This window comes from Streptomyces marokkonensis, from assembly GCF_008312835.1.
GTDB lineage: Bacteria > Actinomycetota > Actinomycetes > Streptomycetales > Streptomycetaceae > Streptomyces > Streptomyces marokkonensis_A.
In genome coordinates this window covers 34,040-52,122 of record NZ_VSKS01000034.1, presented here as the reverse complement: position 1 = coordinate 52,122, position 18,083 = coordinate 34,040, and the positions used below count along the sequence as shown (strand labels likewise).

General features: G+C 70.3%; 17 protein-coding genes. 15 read left to right on the top strand and 2 right to left on the bottom strand.

The features are described 5' to 3' along the window. Complete coding sequence (locus F1615_RS34670; protein ID WP_149553018.1) at positions 1-489, bottom strand: GNAT family N-acetyltransferase; 489 nt, start codon at positions 487-489, stop codon at positions 1-3. A 185-nt stretch (positions 490-674) separates the two neighbouring features. Between F1615_RS34670 and F1615_RS34665 the strand changes: the two genes are divergently transcribed. The 9 genes from F1615_RS34665 (at position 675) to F1615_RS34625 (ending at position 11,457) form a co-directional block, all read left to right on the top strand. Then, the gene (locus F1615_RS34665) at positions 675-1,406 is read left to right on the top strand and encodes an SCO2525 family SAM-dependent methyltransferase (RefSeq protein ID WP_244328956.1); all 732 of its coding nucleotides are present in this window, start codon (positions 675-677) and stop codon (positions 1,404-1,406) included. A gap of 56 nt (positions 1,407-1,462) precedes the next feature. Continuing rightward, positions 1,463-3,319, top strand: a complete 1,857-nt coding sequence (locus F1615_RS34660; protein WP_149553016.1) for an SCO2524 family protein — start codon at positions 1,463-1,465, stop codon at positions 3,317-3,319. Positions 3,320-3,321: 2 nt separating this feature from the next. Next, positions 3,322-4,242: an SCO2523 family variant P-loop protein gene (locus tag F1615_RS34655; RefSeq protein WP_149553015.1), complete on the top strand. Its 921-nt coding sequence runs from the start codon at positions 3,322-3,324 to the stop codon at positions 4,240-4,242. Further along, positions 4,239-5,225, top strand: a complete 987-nt coding sequence (locus F1615_RS34650; protein WP_149553014.1) for an SCO2522 family protein — start codon at positions 4,239-4,241, stop codon at positions 5,223-5,225. Before F1615_RS34655 ends, F1615_RS34650 begins: the two co-directional genes overlap by 4 nt. A 1-nt stretch (position 5,226) precedes the next feature. Continuing rightward, positions 5,227-6,195, top strand: coding sequence for an SCO2521 family protein (locus tag F1615_RS34645; protein WP_149553013.1), 969 nt, complete (start codon positions 5,227-5,229; stop codon positions 6,193-6,195). 101 nt (positions 6,196-6,296) lie between these two features. After that, positions 6,297-7,220, top strand: coding sequence for a DUF6879 family protein (locus F1615_RS34640; RefSeq protein WP_149553012.1), 924 nt, complete (start codon positions 6,297-6,299; stop codon positions 7,218-7,220). Positions 7,221-7,400: 180 nt separating this feature from the next. After that, entirely contained in the window at positions 7,401-9,476 is a 2,076-nt protein-coding gene (locus F1615_RS34635) for an MMPL family transporter (RefSeq protein ID WP_149553011.1), read from the top strand. 59 nt (positions 9,477-9,535) lie between these two features. Continuing rightward, positions 9,536-10,798: a sensor histidine kinase gene (locus F1615_RS34630; RefSeq protein ID WP_244328955.1), complete on the top strand. Its 1,263-nt coding sequence runs from the start codon at positions 9,536-9,538 to the stop codon at positions 10,796-10,798. Beyond that, on the top strand, positions 10,795-11,457 hold the full coding sequence (locus F1615_RS34625; protein WP_149553010.1) for a response regulator: 663 nt from the start codon (positions 10,795-10,797) through the stop codon (positions 11,455-11,457). The genes F1615_RS34630 and F1615_RS34625 overlap by 4 nt, the downstream gene beginning before the upstream one ends. A gap of 10 nt (positions 11,458-11,467) precedes the next feature. On the opposite strand, the gene F1615_RS34620 is transcribed toward F1615_RS34625, so the two are convergent. Beyond that, positions 11,468-11,788 carry a hypothetical protein gene (locus F1615_RS34620; RefSeq protein WP_149553009.1) on the bottom strand — a complete coding sequence of 107 codons (321 nt, stop codon included), beginning with the start codon at positions 11,786-11,788 and terminating at the stop codon, positions 11,468-11,470. A gap of 194 nt (positions 11,789-11,982) precedes the next feature. On the opposite strand from F1615_RS34620, the gene F1615_RS34615 reads away from it, so the two are divergent. The 6 genes from F1615_RS34615 (at position 11,983) to F1615_RS34585 (ending at position 18,081) form a co-directional block, all read left to right on the top strand. Further along, positions 11,983-12,585, top strand: a complete 603-nt coding sequence (locus F1615_RS34615; RefSeq protein ID WP_149553008.1) for an ArsR/SmtB family transcription factor — start codon at positions 11,983-11,985, stop codon at positions 12,583-12,585. A gap of 11 nt (positions 12,586-12,596) precedes the next feature. Then, positions 12,597-12,785 carry a hypothetical protein gene (locus F1615_RS34610; RefSeq protein WP_149553007.1) on the top strand — a complete coding sequence of 63 codons (189 nt, stop codon included), beginning with the start codon at positions 12,597-12,599 and terminating at the stop codon, positions 12,783-12,785. A 507-nt stretch (positions 12,786-13,292) separates the two neighbouring features. Further along, positions 13,293-14,516 carry an arginine deiminase gene (locus tag F1615_RS34600; RefSeq protein ID WP_149553006.1) on the top strand — a complete coding sequence of 408 codons (1,224 nt, stop codon included), beginning with the start codon at positions 13,293-13,295 and terminating at the stop codon, positions 14,514-14,516. Between the two features lie 65 nt (positions 14,517-14,581). After that, complete coding sequence (argF, locus tag F1615_RS34595) at positions 14,582-15,583, top strand: ornithine carbamoyltransferase (protein ID WP_149553005.1); 1,002 nt, start codon at positions 14,582-14,584, stop codon at positions 15,581-15,583. Positions 15,584-15,616: 33 nt separating this feature from the next. Then, the gene (locus F1615_RS34590; protein ID WP_149553004.1) at positions 15,617-16,570 is read left to right on the top strand and encodes a carbamate kinase; all 954 of its coding nucleotides are present in this window, start codon (positions 15,617-15,619) and stop codon (positions 16,568-16,570) included. Beyond that, positions 16,567-18,081, top strand: a complete 1,515-nt coding sequence (locus tag F1615_RS34585; protein WP_149553003.1) for a YfcC family protein — start codon at positions 16,567-16,569, stop codon at positions 18,079-18,081. Before F1615_RS34590 ends, F1615_RS34585 begins: the two co-directional genes overlap by 4 nt. The last annotated feature ends 2 nt before the right edge of the window (positions 18,082-18,083 follow it).

Below are 18,083 nucleotides of genomic sequence, written 5' to 3'. Positions count from 1 at the left end.
CTAGGAGGCCGTCGGGGAAGCCAGGGGAAGAGACATCAGGATGCGGTCGGCGCCCGGGCCGAAGTGGTCCGGGCGAGCGCCTTGTGGGTCGGGCACGAAGCCGAGGGATTCGTAGAGTGCCGTAGCGGGCTTGTTGTTCGGCTCCACGTAGAGCAGGACGGTATCCGCCCCTTCGGCACGCAGATTCTCCAGTGCTGCCTGCATCAACTCCCGGGCCAGCCCGTGCCTGCGTGTCGCGGGCGTGACACCCAGACTGAAGATCCAGCTGTCCCCCCTGTGCGGCGGCGTGGCCACCAGGTAGGCGCACAGCCGACCGTCACCGTCCTCGACCACCAGCACATGGTCGGTGAAGATGTCCACGAACTGGCGTAGGACGGAGTACGGCATCGGATCGTCGGGAAAAGCCTCCTGATCCACGCGGAGCAGGTCGGGCATGTCGTGCCCGGCGACCGTGCGTACACGGCCGTACGAAGGGTGCAGAGCTGACATCGCACCAGAATTGCCTGGTGCCTGCCGCCGTTCAAGCCCCTGGATGAGGTGTCCGGCGCTGCTTTTGCCGCCGTGCGCCCCGCATGCCTCCTTGCCCCGAAGCGGACCGGAAGAGAAGAAACAGGGGAGCGACCGTATTGGTACCGTGAGGCATGCCTTTGGGATCACCGGAAGAACGGGCACAGGTGAACGCGGACGCGCGCTGGGACGATTTCGATCCCGCGCTGTACGTCGAAAAGAACTACAGCAGGGTGCTCTCCGTCGACGAGACGATCATGACGGTCGTCCGTGCCCATTTCAGTGATCATTTCCGTCGGCGGTCCGGTCGGTCGGTGCACGGGATCGACGTCGGTGCCGGAGCCAATCTCTATCCGGCGCTCTCGATGCTCCCCTGGTGCGACCGGATAACTCTGCTGGACCGTTCGAAGTCCAACCTGGAGTACCTGCGTCAGCAGATCGTCGGCCACGACGACGGTTGGGAGAGCTTCTGGCGGAAGCTGTGCCTGGACGACGCCTACGCCGGGATGCCCGGCGGGCCCTGGGCACGGTTGAGTGAGGTTGCGCGGGTCGAGCAGGGAGACATACTCCAGCCCGTCGACCGGCCGGAAAGGTGGCAGACAGGAACGATGTTCTTCGTCGCCGAGTCCATATCCACCTCCATCACGGAGTTCCACCGCGCGGTCAGGCACTTCCTGGAGACGCTGACCCCCGGGGCGCCCTTCGCGGCCGCTTTCATGGAGCACAGCCAGGGATACTGGGTGGGAGACACCTGGTTCCCCGCGTGTGACGTCAGCCAGGCGGAAATCAGCGCCAGCATCAAACGCGTCACCGACTCCGTACGCACCTACCGGATCGGCGGACCGGGGGAGGTCCGTCCTGGCTACACCTCCATCATCCTCGCTTGCGGTTTCCGGTGAGTGGGTAGCTCTCGAAAGGCTGCTCAGGAAAGGCCGGGCCGACAGGGGGATACGGGGTGCGGATCAAGCCGCGGCAGCATCTGCTGAGCATGTGGCAGGCACTGGCCCGCCATTCCTTCACCGACGGGGTGTGGTCCTGGGACGAACGCGGTGGGCGCAGCAGTGTCGCGGACGCCGAACGACTGCTGTGCCTCCTCTACCCCGCAACGGAGATCCAGACGTTCCGCCTGGATGCCCCCGACACCACACAGCCCGATGTGTCGGCGGCCCTGCGCGATATGGGCGACGCGACCGACATCCCCCTCAAACTCGTCGAAGTGCTGGGCGAGTTCATGGAGCGGCATCGCCGGGGGACGGCTCCCGCCTTCGCCGGTGGCCACTATTTCGCCCCGGCCGACCCCACGCGGGAACTCACCGCGGACCAGCGGGAGATCGACGTCGTCGACTCCTACTCCATGTCGGTCAGCCTGTGCCTGGCCACCCTCGGATTTCTCAAGGTGTACCGGGGAAGGACCGGTCGTCAGAGCACCCTTGACCGCATCGAGCGCCTTCGACGTGACACCAGCGCACGGCTCACCGCCGCCCTGGTGGGCCTCCTGCGTTCCTTCACCGTCCACGTGGTCGACATCTCCTCCGAGGAGGGGCACGCTCTCGCCCGGCTGCTGGGCCGCAACCGCCTTTCCGACCGGCAGGTCGCCGAGCGCTTCCAGCGCCGGTTCACGTCCCTGCGCGCACAGATCACCGAGAGCATCGCTCTCGGCCTCAGCGCCGACGTCTGCGACGAACTGCGTAACGAGAACCGTATGTTCGAGTGCGGCTGGGCCTGGAGCGTGGTGCGGGGCGCCGCGGAGGTCCCCCTGGAGCCGGAGTCCGCGCACATCGTGGGCGCGCAGCCCCCCGGCGTGGCCCTTCCCGTGCCGTACCTCCACTTCACCGTCGTCGCCCTCGACGGCATCATCGACCTGTTGTCGGATCACACCCTGGTCCTCGGTCTGCTCGATCCCGAACAGCAGAAGCTGGCCGACGGGATACGGCTGCGCTGGGAGATAACCCAGCAGTACTGGTCCGCCGTCGCCCGCTTCGAGGAGGACGCCTGGCCGCTCGAGGACATTCCCTGGCGCACCACTGCCGAGCAGTCGGAGTCCGAGTACTTCTCGCTCACGGTCGTCTCCATCGTCGTCCACGACATGATGCGCCGGCATACCACCGATCACGACCTCTCGCGCCTGGTCAGAGTCATGGAGCGCCTCGCCGAGCGCGGCCGCATCACCGGCGGCGTCGGCCACGACGACCCGGCGATCGGCCTGCACAGCCCGGGAGTGACGATGCGACTGCTGGGCAGTGAGGCACTGGGCCCGACGATGACGTGGGTGATGACTGATTTCTCCACGCAGTTGTTGAAGCGGGCAGTCCAGTTGTGTTCCCTCTCCCGGAACACCGCGTCGGACGAGCGTCTGCTCAAGCTCGCCGAAAGCGTCCTCGACCATGTCTGGGAGCGCCGCATCAGCCAGGGTGAAGGCGTCGGTCTCTGGGACGACGTACAAGCCGTCCACCCCGGGTCGCCGGCCCGGGCCCGGAAGCTCTCCTGGAGTATCACGGAACGCGTCGCCGAGTGCATGGTCGCCGCGCACGTCCTGTACCGCCAGCCGCCGATCCGTAGTGTGCAGCTTTCCGTCCCGGCGCGGGAGGCGATCAGTGAGGCCGCCCATCTGCTGGGCAAGGAGCAGGAGGACCACCCGGCGCCCGGACCCAGGACCCCGCAGGGTCAATGGATCAGCGGCGTCGAGGCCGACCTGCGCCGGGCTCGTGCGCTGGTCGACCGGCAGCCCGGTACGGCCTTGGCACTGGCACTGGGCGTCCTGGCCCGGCTGGACACCCTCGCCCGCGCTCGGAGTACGGACCGGGAGGTGTGAGGATGCTTGTCTTCGCCGCCTCGGACAAGGGTGGGACCGGCCGGTCCGTCACCAGCGCCAATCTGGCCTACCACCACGCCCTGGACGGGTCGGATGTCTGCTTCCTTGACTTCGACTTCGGATCGCCGACCGCCGCCACCGTCTTCGACCTGCCCGACGTCCCCGCAGAGGCGGAGGGGACGGGTCTGCACGCGTATCTGCGGGGCGCGGCCAACGAGCCGCTTCGTATCGACGTCTGGTCCCGCACCGAGCACCTCGACCTGAGAGACCGGCCCGCCGGCTCCGGCCGCCTCGTCCTCGTGCCGGGTGACCGGTCCGGAGGAGAGTTCGTCACCGGCGAGGAGCACCTGCACCGATGCGTCGACCTCATCCTGAGACTGCATCGCGAGTTCGACGTGATCGTCGTGGACCTGAGTGCCGGACGCAGCTACGCCGTGGATCTGGTGCTGGCGGCCACCTCGCCCCGCGGCGGGCTCGCCGGGCTGAAGCATCGCTGGCTCGTCTTCCATCGCTGGACGCGGCAGCATGTGGCGGCCGCCGCGGAACTCGCCTTCGGACCCCGCGGCATCGTGCAGGCGGGTGCGGCCATGGGGCACGAACCGGACGTGCTCCGGGCCGCCATCCGCTTCGTCCGCGCCGCGGTGCCCGACTTGGAGTCGCCCCCGTGGTCCCATGTGACACCGGCGCAGTACGCGTGGATGCGGCATTGCGACAGCACGCTCGAGACACTCGCCTCGACCCGGGGCGTCGGCAGGACCTGGACGCTGGCGTCGATCCCGCTGGAACCCGTTCTCCAATGGCAGGAGCGCCTCATCACCATCGAGGACGTGTACGACCGGCAGATCGCCAACCAGGCCACCTGGGACGCACTGATCGGTCTCGCTCAGCAACTGACCGACGACACCCTCTGGGGAGAGCGGTGAACGAATCCGTCCCGACCTTCCGGGAGACCAGCGCCGAGCCGCGCGTCGAATCCCTGCCGTTCTCTCATCTTTCCCTGGAGATCGGCCATTTGTACATGGAGGACTTCGCAGAGGGCCCCGATCGGCTGCGTCGCCACTTCGACACCGTAAGGCCCTGGGCGGACGCCGTCCGGAACGACGTGGGCGCGCATCTCGCAGACGCGCGTCCGCGCGTCAGCACCTGCTTCCTCATCGACGACTACTTTTCCCGGCTGACCACGCCCGACGAACTTCTGCCACCGCTCATCGACGCGGCCGCCGGGGCCGGGCTGACCATCGACTACCTGGCACGCGAGTCCGGTTGTGCGGTCGCTCCTGGTGCCGACCGCACGCTCGTCCGTCCCGCCGAGTCCGTCATGCACCGGCTTGTGGAGTCCCCTCCGCCCGGCAGCAGCGGATTCCGTCCACCCGTCAGCCGCACCGGCTGGCTCAGCAACGGCAGACGCACGCCCGCACAGCGCTCGTCCGCGGCTCTCGACACCGCCGGTGCGGCCTGGCAGCCACCCCGTGAGACGGACGCGCGGGGTCATTCCGTCTTCCTCGACATCGAACTGTGGAGCGAGGCCGAGGGAGAGCGCACATGGTCCTGCGCCTTCCTCGCCTCCGTCTGGCAACTGGTCCGGCTGGGCCTGTTGCGCGACAACGGCCGCGCTCTGCTCGCCCCGACCCCCTGGGACGACGCGGGGTTCCCCACGGACTGGGACGCGCTTCCGCCCGTGCTGCGTCTGAACCCCCGGGCCGCGCCCTTCACCGCGTACGTCACGTGCAGCGTGCTCCCCCGCCGGTTCCTGCCTGTCGAACACGCCGTACGCGTCGTCCTCGACCAGGTCCACGTCGAGGACGAACCGCTCCGGCAGGTGGCCGAACGGTCCGGGTCCGAGGGTTTCGCCGTGCCCGCGGGCGTTGCGGACCGTGCCTCGTACGTTTTCCCGCTCGGGTTGTGACATGAGCCGGACCGGCCGGGACCCGCACCCCGTCATCGCCTGCGGCGAAGTGCGCACATGCCTGCTGCCCACCCGCGACGCACTGGACGAGCGGGCTGCCGTGAAGCTGCTGCGTCTGCGCCCCGACGAGCGGGTCAGGGTCTCCCGGCATCCGAACCGGTACGTGGTCTCCCCGGAGGTGCTGACCGGTGTCGACTGCCCACTTCCTACCGACACGGGTGCCCGGGTCCGCGCGGTGGGCACTGTGGGGAGCCACGCGTCGCTTGTGGAGGGCCGGGTGATCCAGGCCACGGCTTCCTTCTCCCTGCCCGCCGTCGGAACCGATCGGCGACAGGCATGGAGCTATTACCTGGTCCGTCCCGGATCCCTCGTCCCCGTCGGGCAACTGCCCCAGAGAGCGCTCGTCCGGGGTTTCCTCCTGGGACACCGCCCGGGCCGGCTGGACGTCGGATCGATCGCCGAGAGCGTGCTGGCCCGGATCTCCCGGCAGGACCGGATCCTGGACCACGACCCCCCGCTCACCGCCGCCGACACTCGCCTGCGCTGGACCGCGGTGCGCACCGCCGCGGGCGAGGAGCCCTCCTCGCTCTTCACCAAGGGCGAGGACGGTCTGCGCACTCTGGAACTGTCGCTGCCGTCCGGCCTGCCGCCCACCGCGGCGGTCGGTCTCTGTGAGGAACTGGCGCTGCACGACTGGCTCCTGACGACCGTCGCGGACAAGCTCGACGGGCTGCCGACCGGCGCTGCGGACGACCGGGCCGTGCTGAGGGTGCTGCGGCCGCTCGTCGACCACCTGCTGCACCTGTGGATGCCTCGAGCACGCGTCGACCGTGTCCTTCAAACCGTCTGGAACCAGCTGGAGGAGACACCGGGCTACAGCAGGCAATGGACCGCACACGCCCAGCGCATTCGCGACCAACTCGCCCTCCGGGCGATTCACTTGCGTGACGAGGTGCCGGGCCGTCGCTGACCGGGCACCATCCACTCGATACCTGACGGGGGGAGAGGCAGATGCATGGAGGACCGGGCGCACCGGGACCGGCCGCGGGCGGGGTGCGTATCGCGCCCATCGTGCTCAAGATACTCGTCACCGTGGTCGTGAGCACCGTCGCCTATGTGCTCACCAACCTGGTGGACCAGTCCGGTGACGAGCTGTGGAAGATCGCCGTGGCCGTCGTCATCGGCGGTTCCGCGCTCATCGTGCAGTACATGGTCGACTTCGAACAGCGGCTGGTCACGGTCGAGACCGGTCACCGTGAGCGAAGCCGGGAACTCGGGGTTCAGTTCAACCAGCTCAGCGAAGCCGCCGGACTGCTGAGCGAGCTGGACGAGGCGGGCATGAGTACCAGCGACGCCAGACGTCTGATCAAGAGCCTGAACCGGGTGGGACAACAGGGCCCGGAGATCGTCAAGGCGTTCGCCCGGTCCGAGGTGGAAAACCTTGCCTCCGTCGTCACCGACCTGACCGGCATGACCGCGCACTGGCCCCGGGACAACAACGAGTGGCTCATCAGGCTCACCGAATGCGCCCGGCGCACGATCGACGCCACGAGCAGCTCCGTCGATCAGCCCTTCTGGAACACCGACTCGGCGGGACCTTACCTCGACGCCCAGGCGGAGGCCATGCGTGCCCGGGGGGTGACCATTCGGAGGCTTTTCATGATCAAAGAGGAGGAGAGGGCCAACCCGGACTTCATGCGAAGATTCACAAGGCTCTGCCAGGACCAGCGTGACGCCGGTATCAGCGTCCGGTTCCTCTCCCTGCCGCTCCCCGAGCGGTCGAACCCGAGGCCAGTGGTGGCACGGGACGTCGTGATCTTCGACAGCGAGCTGTACCTGGAGTTCGAGCCGGACCGTCAGGAGGGCAACGTCCAGACCAGGCTCGATGCGGACGGCCGCCGGGTCGACGGACATGTGCGGGCGTTCAACTCACTGTGGGCGACTGCCGCGGAGCCCGCTCCTCGGCCGGCTCCGTCGCCGGGGGGCCCGGCGTGAGGACGCTCGATTCGGGGCCATGAGCTGGGCGGTTCCCGGTTACTCCCTGGGGAGTAGTCCCGCCTTTCGACCACCCCACGCAGTAGCGCGCGTCTCGCCCTCACGCCCGACGCCCCGCTCCCCCGTCCGACGGAAGTCTGGAGAGCGATCCAGACACCCGACCGGAGGGAGCCAGGTCTCATGGGGGCCGCAATGACACGTACTCGGCGACGAGGCGCCGTGCCGTGGGCGGTGGTCGGGCTGTGGCTGGCCGCGCTCGTGCTGGTCGGGCCGCTGGCCGGCAAGTTCGGCGAGGTGCAGCAGGACCGGGCCGTCGACTATCTGCCCGACAGTGCCGACTCCACCCAAGTGGCACGCATCCAGGACGAGTTGCCCGGCGGCGAGTCCACCGACCTGGTGCTGGTGTACCACCGGGACGGCGGACTGACAGCCGCCGACCGGAAGGCCGCCGCAGAGCAGGTCGCGGAGGTGGAGAGCGGCTACGAGCTGTCGGGCACGCCGCGGGGCATCCCCTCCGAGGACGGCAGCACCCTCATGTACCCGGTCTCCAGCACCGAGCCGGGCCAGGACGAGGAGGCCAGGGACGCGTTCGTCGACGGAGTGCGCGCGATCACCGGGGGAGCGGGCGGGCTGAGTGTCGACGTCGGCGGGCCCGGCGCGCTCAACGCCGACATGGGCAAGGTGTTCGAGACCATCGACGGCACCCTGCTGCTGGCCACCCTCGGCGTCGTCACCGTGCTGCTGGTGCTGATCTACCGCAGCCCGTTCCTGTGGCTGGTCCCGCTCGCCGTCGCGGGCGTCGCCGCCGCCGTGGCGATGGCCGCCGGGTACGGACTCCACGAGCTGTTCGACGTCACCATCACGGGACAGAGCGGCGGCATCATGACCGTCCTCGTCCTCGGCGCCGGCACCGATTACGCGCTGCTGCTCGTCTCCCGCTACCGCGAGGAACTGCGCCGCCACGAGCGGCCGTACGACGCCATGCGCGCCGCCCTGCGCGGCTGCGGACCGGCGATCCTCGCCTCCTCCGGCACCGTCGCCGCCGGACTGCTGTGCCTGCTCGCCGCCGACCTCAACAGCAGCCGCGGCATGGGCCCGGTCGGCGTGATCGGGGTGCTCGCCGCCCTCGTGGCCATGACGACCCTGCTCCCCGCGGTCCTCGTCCTGCTCGGGCGCCGCGTGTTCTGGCCGCTGATCCCCGCCTTCGGCAGCACGCCCACGGCCCGCAGGTCGCTGTTCGCCGCCATGGGCACCTCGGCCGCCCGGCGCCCCGCCGTCGTCCTCGCGGGCGGCGCCGTACTCCTCGGCGCCCTCGCCCTCGGCACGCTCAACCTGAACGGCGGCCTCAAGCAGGAGGACTCCTTCACCGACCGGCCCGAGTCCATCGCCGCGATGCGGACCCTGGCGGAGGAGTACCCCGAGCGCAGCAGCCGGCCCCTCACCGTCATGGCACCCACCGACCGGGCCGACGCCGTGGTGGACAAGGCCCGCAGCACCGAAGGGGTCGCCGAGGCCGCCGCCGGGCGCAGCGCCGAGGGCTGGACCGAGATCGCCGTCTTCACCACCGCCGCCCCCGAATCACCGGGCGAGACCCGCACCATCGAGGCCCTGCGCGACACCCTCGGCGACGGCGCCCACGTCGGCGGCCCCAGCGCCCAGCAGCTCGACCTCGCCGACAGCGAGTCCCGCGACCGCAAGGTGATCGTGCCGCTGGTGCTCGCCGCCGTGTTCGTGATCCTCGTGGCTCTGCTGCGCAGCCTCGTCGCACCGCTGCTGCTGCTCGCCGCGGTGGCCGCCGTCTGGGGCGCCGCCCTCGGCATCGGCGGGCTGGTCTTCGAGCCGCTGTTCGGCTTCGCCGGCACCGATCCCGGACTCGGGCTGCTGTCCTTCGTGTTCCTGGTCGCCCTCGGCGTCGACTACGGCATCTTCCTCATGCACCGCATGCGGGAGGAATCCCTGAACGGCGCCGAACCCGAGGCCGCCGCGCTGACGGCACTGCGCACCACGGGCGGGGTGATCGCCTCCGCCGGCATCGTGCTCGCCGCGACGTTCGCCGTCCTCACCACCCTGCCGCTGGTGGCGCTGGTCGAACTCGGCTTCGTCATCGCGGTCGGCGTGCTCCTCGACACCTTCCTCGTCCGCACCTACCTGGTCACCACGGCGAGCGTGCTGCTGCGCCGCTGGATGTGGTGGCCCGGCAGGCTCTCCCGGACTCCGGAAGCGGCCCCGCGCGAACGGCAGCCGGAACCGGTGTAGCCACCCGCGTGCCGCCCAGGGCGCCCCTCCCTCCCGGAGGGGCGCCCTCCTCCCGGAGGATGGACCCCGTGCCCACGACGACAGCGACCCCCACGCCACCGGCGGAACACCTCCGCACCGGCGAGCGGATCATGGCGGCGGTCAACCGTGACCCCCTGACCGCCCCGCACGCCGTCCGCAACGACGCGATCCTGGCCGTGTGCACCGCCGTGCTCGCCACCGCCGTCGCGCTGCTCGTCGACGACGGCCGCCGGCCCGACGCGCTCGGCTGGACGCTGCTGTTCGCCGCCCACGTGCCGCTGGCGTGGCGACGGCGGCGCCCGCTGCTCGTGCTCCTGCTGGTGATGGCAGCGGTCGTGCCGTACCACGCCCTGGACAACAACCACGGCGCGCCCGTCGCCGGTTCCATGGTCGCCCTCTACACCGTCGCCGCGACCAGCCCACCGCGCCGCACCCTGCTCCTCGGCACCGTCCTCATCGGCGTGACCCTCACCATGAACGCCCTCACCAACCCCGACGGCCTCGTGGAACTGGTCCGCATCACCGGCTGGGTCGTCGCCGTACTCGTCTTCGGCGTCGACGTCCGCTTCTACCGCCAGTACGTCGCCGCCATCGTCGAACGCGCGGAACGCGCCGAACGCACCCGCGAGGAGGAGGCCCGCCGCCGGGTCGCCGAGGAGCGTCTGCGCATCGCCCGCGACCTGCACGACCTGCTCGCCCACAGCATCACCGTCATCGGCGTGCAGACCTCCGTCGCCGCGCACGTCCTGGCCGCCGACCCCGAACGCCTCGACCGGGCGACCGTCGCCAAGGCCCTCGACGACATCGCCGAGACCTGCCGGACGGCGCGCGGGGAACTCCGTACGACCCTGGAGGTGCTGCGCGACAACGGCGCCCCCGCGGACGCCCGCGGCCCGCTGGCCGGCCTCGACGGCGTGCCCGACCTGGTGGCGGCCGCGCGTCTCGCCGGCGCCCGCGTGGAACCGGCCGTCCGCGTGACGGGGCCCGTTCCGCCCGCCGTCGGCGCCGCCGCCTACCGCCTCGTGCAGGAGGCGCTGACCAACGCCGTCCGGCACGCCGGTCCCGATCCGGCGGTCCGCGTCGACCTGCGCGAGGAGGACGGCACCCTGCGTCTGTCCGTCACCGACGACGGCACCGGGCCCACCCCCGGCGGCACCCCCGGATTCGGACTCGTCGGCATGCGCGAACGGGCCCGCAGCGTGGGTGGCACACTCGACGCCGGACCACGGGAGGGCGGGGGCTTCCAGGTGACCGCGAGCCTGCCGCTGACGACCGCGACACGGGAAGGGACCACCGGATGACCATCCGCGTGCTGCTCGCCGACGACCAGACCCTCGTACGGGAGGCGTTCGCGATGCTCGTCGAGTCGGCGCCCGACATGGAGGTCGTGGGCCAGGCCGCCACCGGCAGGCAGGCGGCGGAACTGGCCCGCTCCGAGCGCGCCGACCTCGTCGTCATGGACATCCGCATGCCCGACCTCGACGGCATCGAGGCGACCCGCGAGATCGCGGCCGACGACGACCTCGCGGGCGTCAAGGTCCTCGTCCTCACCACCTACGACACGGACGAGAACATCGTGGACGCGCTGCGCGCCGGTGCCTCCGGCTTCCTGGTGAAGGACACCCGGCCCGCCGAACTCCTCGACGCCATCCGCACGGTCGCGGCCGGCGAGGCCCTGCTCTCACCGGGCCCCACGGCACGCCTCATCGCGCGGTTCCTGCGCAGCCCGTCCGCGCCGGTCGCCGCCGGCCCCGAGTGCCTGTCCGACCGTGAGCGGGAGGTGCTCACCCTGGTCGCGCGCGGCATGAACAACACCGAGATCGCGGAGTCGCTGGGGCTGAGCCCGCTCACCGCCAAGACCCACGTGAGCCGCACCATGGGCAAGCTCGGGGTCCGGGACCGGGCCCAACTGGTCATCGTGGCGTACGAGTCGGGGCTGGTGGCGCCGGGGAGGGCGTGAGCCCGGCGGCTCACAGCGTGTGGTGCAGCCAGCGCTGGATGGTGGTGTTGATGCTGCCGGACAGGGCGCTCAGGCTCTCGATGGCCTCGCGGTCCTCGGGGCGCGGCGGGATGCCGGCGGCGGTCAGCGCGGCGTGGAGTTCCAGCCGTCGGCGGTCACGCGGGTCGATGGCGGTGTCGACGCGCTCGGCCGGGTTCGGCGGGGCCAGCAGGTAGTCGCTGTCCGTCTGTCCGGCGGCGGAGGGCCACCAGGCGGCGTCGGTGCCGTTCCCGACGGCGTAGGGGTCGACGAGGGCATGGTTCGGGCCGTACTCGAAGGCGGTCGCGGTCATGTGGGTCTCCTCACCGAAGGGTGTCGGTTCTGCAGGACAGGAGCCCGCCCGCACCCGCTCCGGTTGCGACCGCGGTGAAACGTCACGCCAACGGCGTCATCGGCAGTTCATCGACAGGCAGTTCATCGACATGCAAAGAGAGGGTTGCAAAGAAGTAGTTGCATAGATTTCTTTGCAACGCTATCTTCGCACCCATGGACAAGCCCGGTGATCCCCAGGATCCACAGGACCCCAAGCTCCACAGCCTGGACGCGCGCTCACTGCGCGGTCTCGCGCACCCCCTGCGCATGCAGCTGCTGAGCGCGCTGCGGCGTGGCGGGCCGGCCACCGCTTCCCAACTGGCCGCGAGACTCGGCCAGTCCAGCGGCGCCACCAGCTACCACCTGCGTCAGCTCGCCGTCCACGGGTTCGTGGAGGACGCGCCGGAGCACGGCAAGGGGCGGGAGCGGTGGTGGAGGGCGGTCCACGCGGGAGTGAGCTTCGACGACGCGCTGCTCAAGGACCGCGATCCCCAGGTGCGAGGCGCCGCCGACCTGTTCCTGCACGAGGTCGCCAACCATCACACCCAGGAGATCGCGACCTGGCTCGGCACCGGCAACGAGTGGTCGGAGGCCTGGCGCCGCGCGTCGGACCTGAGCGACTGGACGCTGCGCCTCACGCCGGAACTGGCGGAGGAACTGATCCACAAGGTGCACGCCCTCGTGGAGAGCTACCGCGCGCAGGCCCCCGACGACGGTGCGCCGGACGCCGAACAGGTGCGCGTCCACCACCACGTCTTCCCCGTCCGTACGGATTGAGAGGCTGCCCGATGCACCCGGAGACCCGTCTCGCCCTGCACCACGTCCGTGCCGCGGATCTCCGTGCGGAGGCCGACGCGTACCGCCTCGCCGCCGCGGCCGGGCGCCCGCGGCGCCTGCGCACCCGCCTCGGCTGGACCCTGGTCGACCTCGGCCTGCGCCTGGCGACCGCCCCCAGGACCCCGGCCCTCGCCCCCTAGAAGCAGGACCTGTTCGATAGTTGCTCCTGTGGTTGCTCCTGTGGTTGCTCCGCAGCCCTGGCACCACGATGCCCCCTCAGTGCCCGTTGCCGCGCTGTGCCGGCCCGGGCGTCCCGCACATGACCGGGCCGACGCCCCTCCGCACACGCCGGGCCCAACGCGCGCCCACCTGGGCTCCGTCACGCACGCAGCGCCGCACCACTACGTGTCCCCTGTGGCCGTGGTGCCGCACGAGGACACGTGACGGAGCCCCATGTTCGCACCACAGGACCCGGCGCGCCCGCCCTTCCGCCGATACCCAGGGGCCGAAGGGCCCTGCGCACCCGACGAACCGGCCCCCTCCGCCGTGTACCGCACGGCCGGACACCAAGGCCTGTTGCCGTCCGCGTTCGGTGAGCCGCGAGTGACAGGGTTCAAGTGCTCCCGGGTGTCTGTCCCGCAGACGCCCGGACGCACGTCACGTGCCCTGTGTCCGGGACACGCAGAAACCGACCTCACGGGGGTTCCATGTCCTTCCACGTCGACTCCGAGACGGGCCGCCTCAAGCAGGTCATCCTTCACCGGCCGGACCTCGAGTTGAAACGCCTGACACCCACCAACAAGGACGAGCTCCTTTTCGACGACGTGCTGTGGGTCAAGCGCGCCCGCGAGGAGCACGACGCCTTCGCCGACACACTTCGTGATCGTGGCGTGCGCGTCCACCTCCTCGCGGACCTGCTGACCGAGACGCTGGCACTGCCCGCCGCGCGGCAGCTGGTCATGGAGCGCGTCTTCGACGACCGGGAGTTCGGCGCCCTGGCCACCGGCCGTTTCCGCGCGTACTTCGACTCCCTGGAGCCGGCCGCGCTCACCACCTGCCTCATCGGTGGTGTCACCAAAGGCGAACTGCTCGAGCGCGTCGGGACCATACCGAGCGTCCGGCTCCACGCCATGGCCCCCGATGACTTCCTCCTCGCACCGCTGCCCAACCACCTCTTCACGCGCGACACGTCGTGCTGGGTGTACGACGGGGTGAGCATCAACCCGATGAGCAAGCGCGCCCGCCGCAGCGAGACAGTCCACTTCGAGGCCATCTACCGTCACCATCCCCTCTTCGACAAGGGCGAGTTCCACCGATGGACCGACGGTGAAGGGGCCTACCCCGCCACCATCGAGGGCGGCGACGTCCTGGTCATCGGCAACGGCGCCGTACTCGTCGGGATGAGCGAGCGCACCACCCCGCAGGCGGTGGAGAACCTGGCGCTGCGGATGTTCACCGCGGGCTCCGCCCGGCGGGTGGTGGCGGTCAACATGCCGAAACGCCGCAGCTTCATGCACCTGGACACCGTGATGACGATGGTGAGCGGTGACACGTTCACCCGTTACGCCGGCCTGGGCATGCTGCCGGCATCCACGATCGAACCCGGCACGGGCGGGCAGGGACTGAAGATCACGGACCACGCGCCCGAGTACATGGACCAGGCCATCGCGGATGCCCTGGGACTGCCGTCCATCAACGTGCTCACACCCAGCCAGGACGTGCGTTCCGCCGAGCGGGAGCAATGGGACGACGGCTGCAACGTGCTGGCCGTGGAGCCCGGGGTGGTCGTCGCCTACGAGCGCAACGTCACCACCAACACCTACTTGCGCAAGAACGGGATCGAGGTCGTCACCGTGCGCGGCAACGAGCTCGGCCGGGGCCGTGGCGGCCCGCGCTGCATGAGCTGTCCCATCGAACGAGAAGCCGCCTGAGCGCACACCGGCGTCCTGCCGCCCCGTCCCTTCACGCCCCGACACACGTCCCCAGGAGTTCTAACATGTCCGTCGACCTGAGCCACCGCACCTTCCTCAAGGAACTCGACTTCACCCCGGAGGAGTTCCGCCACCTGCTGGAGTTGTCCGCACGGATCAAGGCGGACCGCCGCGGCGGTTGCGAGGAGCAGCGGCTGCGCGGCAAGAACATCGCCGTCATCTTCGAGAAGACCTCGACGCGTACCCGCTGCGCGTTCGAAGTGGCTGCCCATCAGCAGGGCGCGCATGTGACCTACCTGGAGCCCTCGAGCTCGCAGCTCGGACACAAGGAATCGATCAAGGACACCGCCCGGGTGCTGGGCCGCTACTACGACGGCATCGAGTACCGGGGCAGCGACCAGCGCCTGGTGGAGGAGCTGGCCCAGTACGCCGGCGTGCCGGTGTGGAACGGGCTGACCGACCAGTGGCATCCCACCCAGTCGCTCGCCGACGTGCTCACCATGTGGGAACACACCGACAAGCCGCTGCAGCAGGTGTCCTTCGCCTACCTGGGGGACGCACGCAACAACGTCGGCAACTCACTGCTGATCACCGCGGCGATGCTCGGTATGGACGTACGCATGATCGGCCCCAGCTCCCTGCACAACGCCCCTGACATAGTCGACGAGGCACGCAAGGTGGCAGCCGGCACCGGCGCGCGGATCACGCTCACCGAGGACGTGGCCGAAGGCGGAGCCGGTGCCGACTTCGTCTACACCGACGTCTGGCTGTCGATGGGGGAGCCGCCGGAGCTGTGGGACGAACGCATCGCCCTGCTCAAGCCCTACCAGGTCACCTCCGCCGTCCTTCAGGCGACCGGGAACCCGCGGGTGAAGTTCATGCACTGCCTTCCGGCCTTCCACAACAGCGACACCACCGTCGGCGCGAAGATCGCCGCCCGCACCGGCATGACCGCGCTGGAGGTCACCGACGAGGTGTTCGAGTCCTCCCACTCCATCGTGTTCGACCAGGCCGAGAACCGGCTTCACACCATCAAGGCGGTTCTCGTCGCCACCCTCGCCGACTGACCCCGCCCGCCGCCCACCCCCTGGAGAACACTCATGCGTGTCGTCGTCGCCCTGGGCGGCAACGCCCTGCTCCGCCGCGAGGAGCGGCCGGACGCCGCCGTGCAGCTCGCCAACGTCCGCGCCGCCGTGGCGGCCCTCGCCCCGCTCGCCCGTGAGCACGAGCTCGTCATCACCCACGGCAACGGCCCTCAGGTCGGCGTCCTCGCCCTGGAGAGCGCCGCGGACCGCTCCCTGAGCAGCCCCTACCCCTTCGACGTCCTGGGCGCGGAGACCCAGGGCATGATCGGCTACTGGCTCCTGCAGTCCCTGCAGAACGCCCTGCCCGGCCGCCAGGTGTGCGCCCTGCTGAACCAGACCCTGGTCTCCGCGGCCGACCCCGCCTTCGCCGACCCGGCCAAGTTCGTCGGCCCCGTCTACGACCGGGATGAGGCCGAGCATCTCGCCGCGGAGCGGGGCTGGACGGTCAAGCAGGACGGCACGCACTGGCGGCGCGTCGTACCCTCGCCCCGCCCGCAGAGGGTCGTGGAGACCCGGCTGATCCGGCTGCTGCTCCAGTCGGGAGCGGTGGCCGTGTGCGCCGGAGGCGGCGGCGTACCGGTCATCCGGGACGAGCAGGGGCAGTTGGCCGGTGTCGAAGCGGTGGTGGACAAGGACCTCACCGCGGCCCTCCTGGCCGAGGCGCTCGACGCCGACGCCCTGCTGCTGCTCACCGACGTTCCCCACGTCTCGCTCCACTACGGCACCTCCGAGGCCGAACCCATCGGCCGGACCACCCCCGCGGCGCTGCGAGCCCAGCACTTCCCGGCGGGATCGATGGGCCCCAAGGTCGACGCCGTGTGCCGGTTCGTGGAACTCACCGGCGGCACGGCAGCCATCGGTGCCCTCCAGGACGCCCGCGCCATCCTCGACGGGACCGCCGGCACCGTCGTCACACCCACCGGCCGTGACCTCGACGGCCGCCTTGACGCACATGAGGACCTGAGATGAGCCTCGGCACCACTCCCACAGCCCCCGATCCCGCCGCCGGCACCGCGCCCACGAAGCGGCGCTTCTCCTTCCCCTCCGCGTTCACCGTCCTGATAGTGGTCACCGTCGCGGTCTGGGCCCTGACCTTCGTGCTGCCCGCCGGACGCTACGACACGAAGGACGGCAGCCCCGTCCCCGGCACCTACCGTTCGGTGGAGGTGACCACCGGCTTCTGGGAGCGGCTCAAGGACCTGTTCCTCTCACCGGTCAACGGCCTGTACGGGGTCACCGACACCCAGAGCGGTCTCACCACCCCCGGGGCCACCGGGATCTTCGCGGGCGCCGCCGGAGTGTTCCTCTTCATCCTGGCCGTGGGCGCCTTCATCACCGTCACCATGCGCACCGGCGCCCTCACCGCCGGAGTCGCACGTCTCGCCCAACGCCTGCGCCACCACCGAGCGGTGCTGCTCGTCGTTCTCATGGCGGTGTTCTCCCTCGGCGGCACCACCTACGGCATGGCGGAGGAAACCCTCGGCTTCTACGGGCTCATGATCCCGCTGATGCTGGGCCTGGGTTACGACCGTATGGTCGCCGCGACCGTCATCATGGTCGGCGCCGGAGTCGGCACCCTCGCCTCCACCGTGAACCCGTTCGCCACCGGAGTGGCCTCCGACAGCGCCGGCATCGGTACCGGTGACGGCATCCTGCTGCGCCTGGCGATGTGGGCCTGCCTGACGGCGCTGGCAGCCGCGTACGTGCTGCGCTACGCCCGCCGCATCACCGCTGACCCCACCCGCTCCCTGACCCCGCTCACCGAGGACGACCACCGCCTCCAGGCCGAGGGCGGCGGCCAGGTGGAGCTCACCCGTCGTCAGCGCACCGTCCTGGGGCTCTTCACGGCCACCTTCCTCTTCATGATCTTCGCCGTGGTTCCCTGGGCCGATCTGCACATCACCTTCCTGCCCACCCTCGGCTGGTACTTCCCCGAGCTCGCCGCCCTGTTCATCGTCGCGTCCATCCTCGTCGGGCTGGTCGGCGGCCTGCGGGAGAAGGGCACCGCGGAGGCCATCACCGCCGGCGCCGGGGACTTCATCGGTGCGGCCATGATCGTCATGCTGGCGCGCGGTGTCACCGTCATCATGAACAACGCCAGCGTCACCGACACCATCCTCGACACCCTGCACGGGGCGGTGTCCGGCACATCGTCCGGCGTGTTCGCCGTCCTGATGTTCGGGGTGAACCTCCCTCTGGCGTTCTTCGTCCCCTCCTCCTCCGGCCACGCGGCCCTCGCCATGCCCATCCTCGCGCCGCTGGCCGACTTCGCCGGAGTCAGCCGGGCCCTGGTGGTCACCGCCTACCAGTCGGCCTCGGGATGGGTGAACCTCATCACCCCCACCTCCGCCGTCGTCATGGGCGGCCTTGCCCTGGCCAAGGTCCGCTACGACCAGTACCTGCGCTTCATGGCACCCCTCATGGGCATGCTGCTGGTGGCGGTCGCCGGCTTCCTGGCACTCGGCGCGGTCCTGAGCTGAGC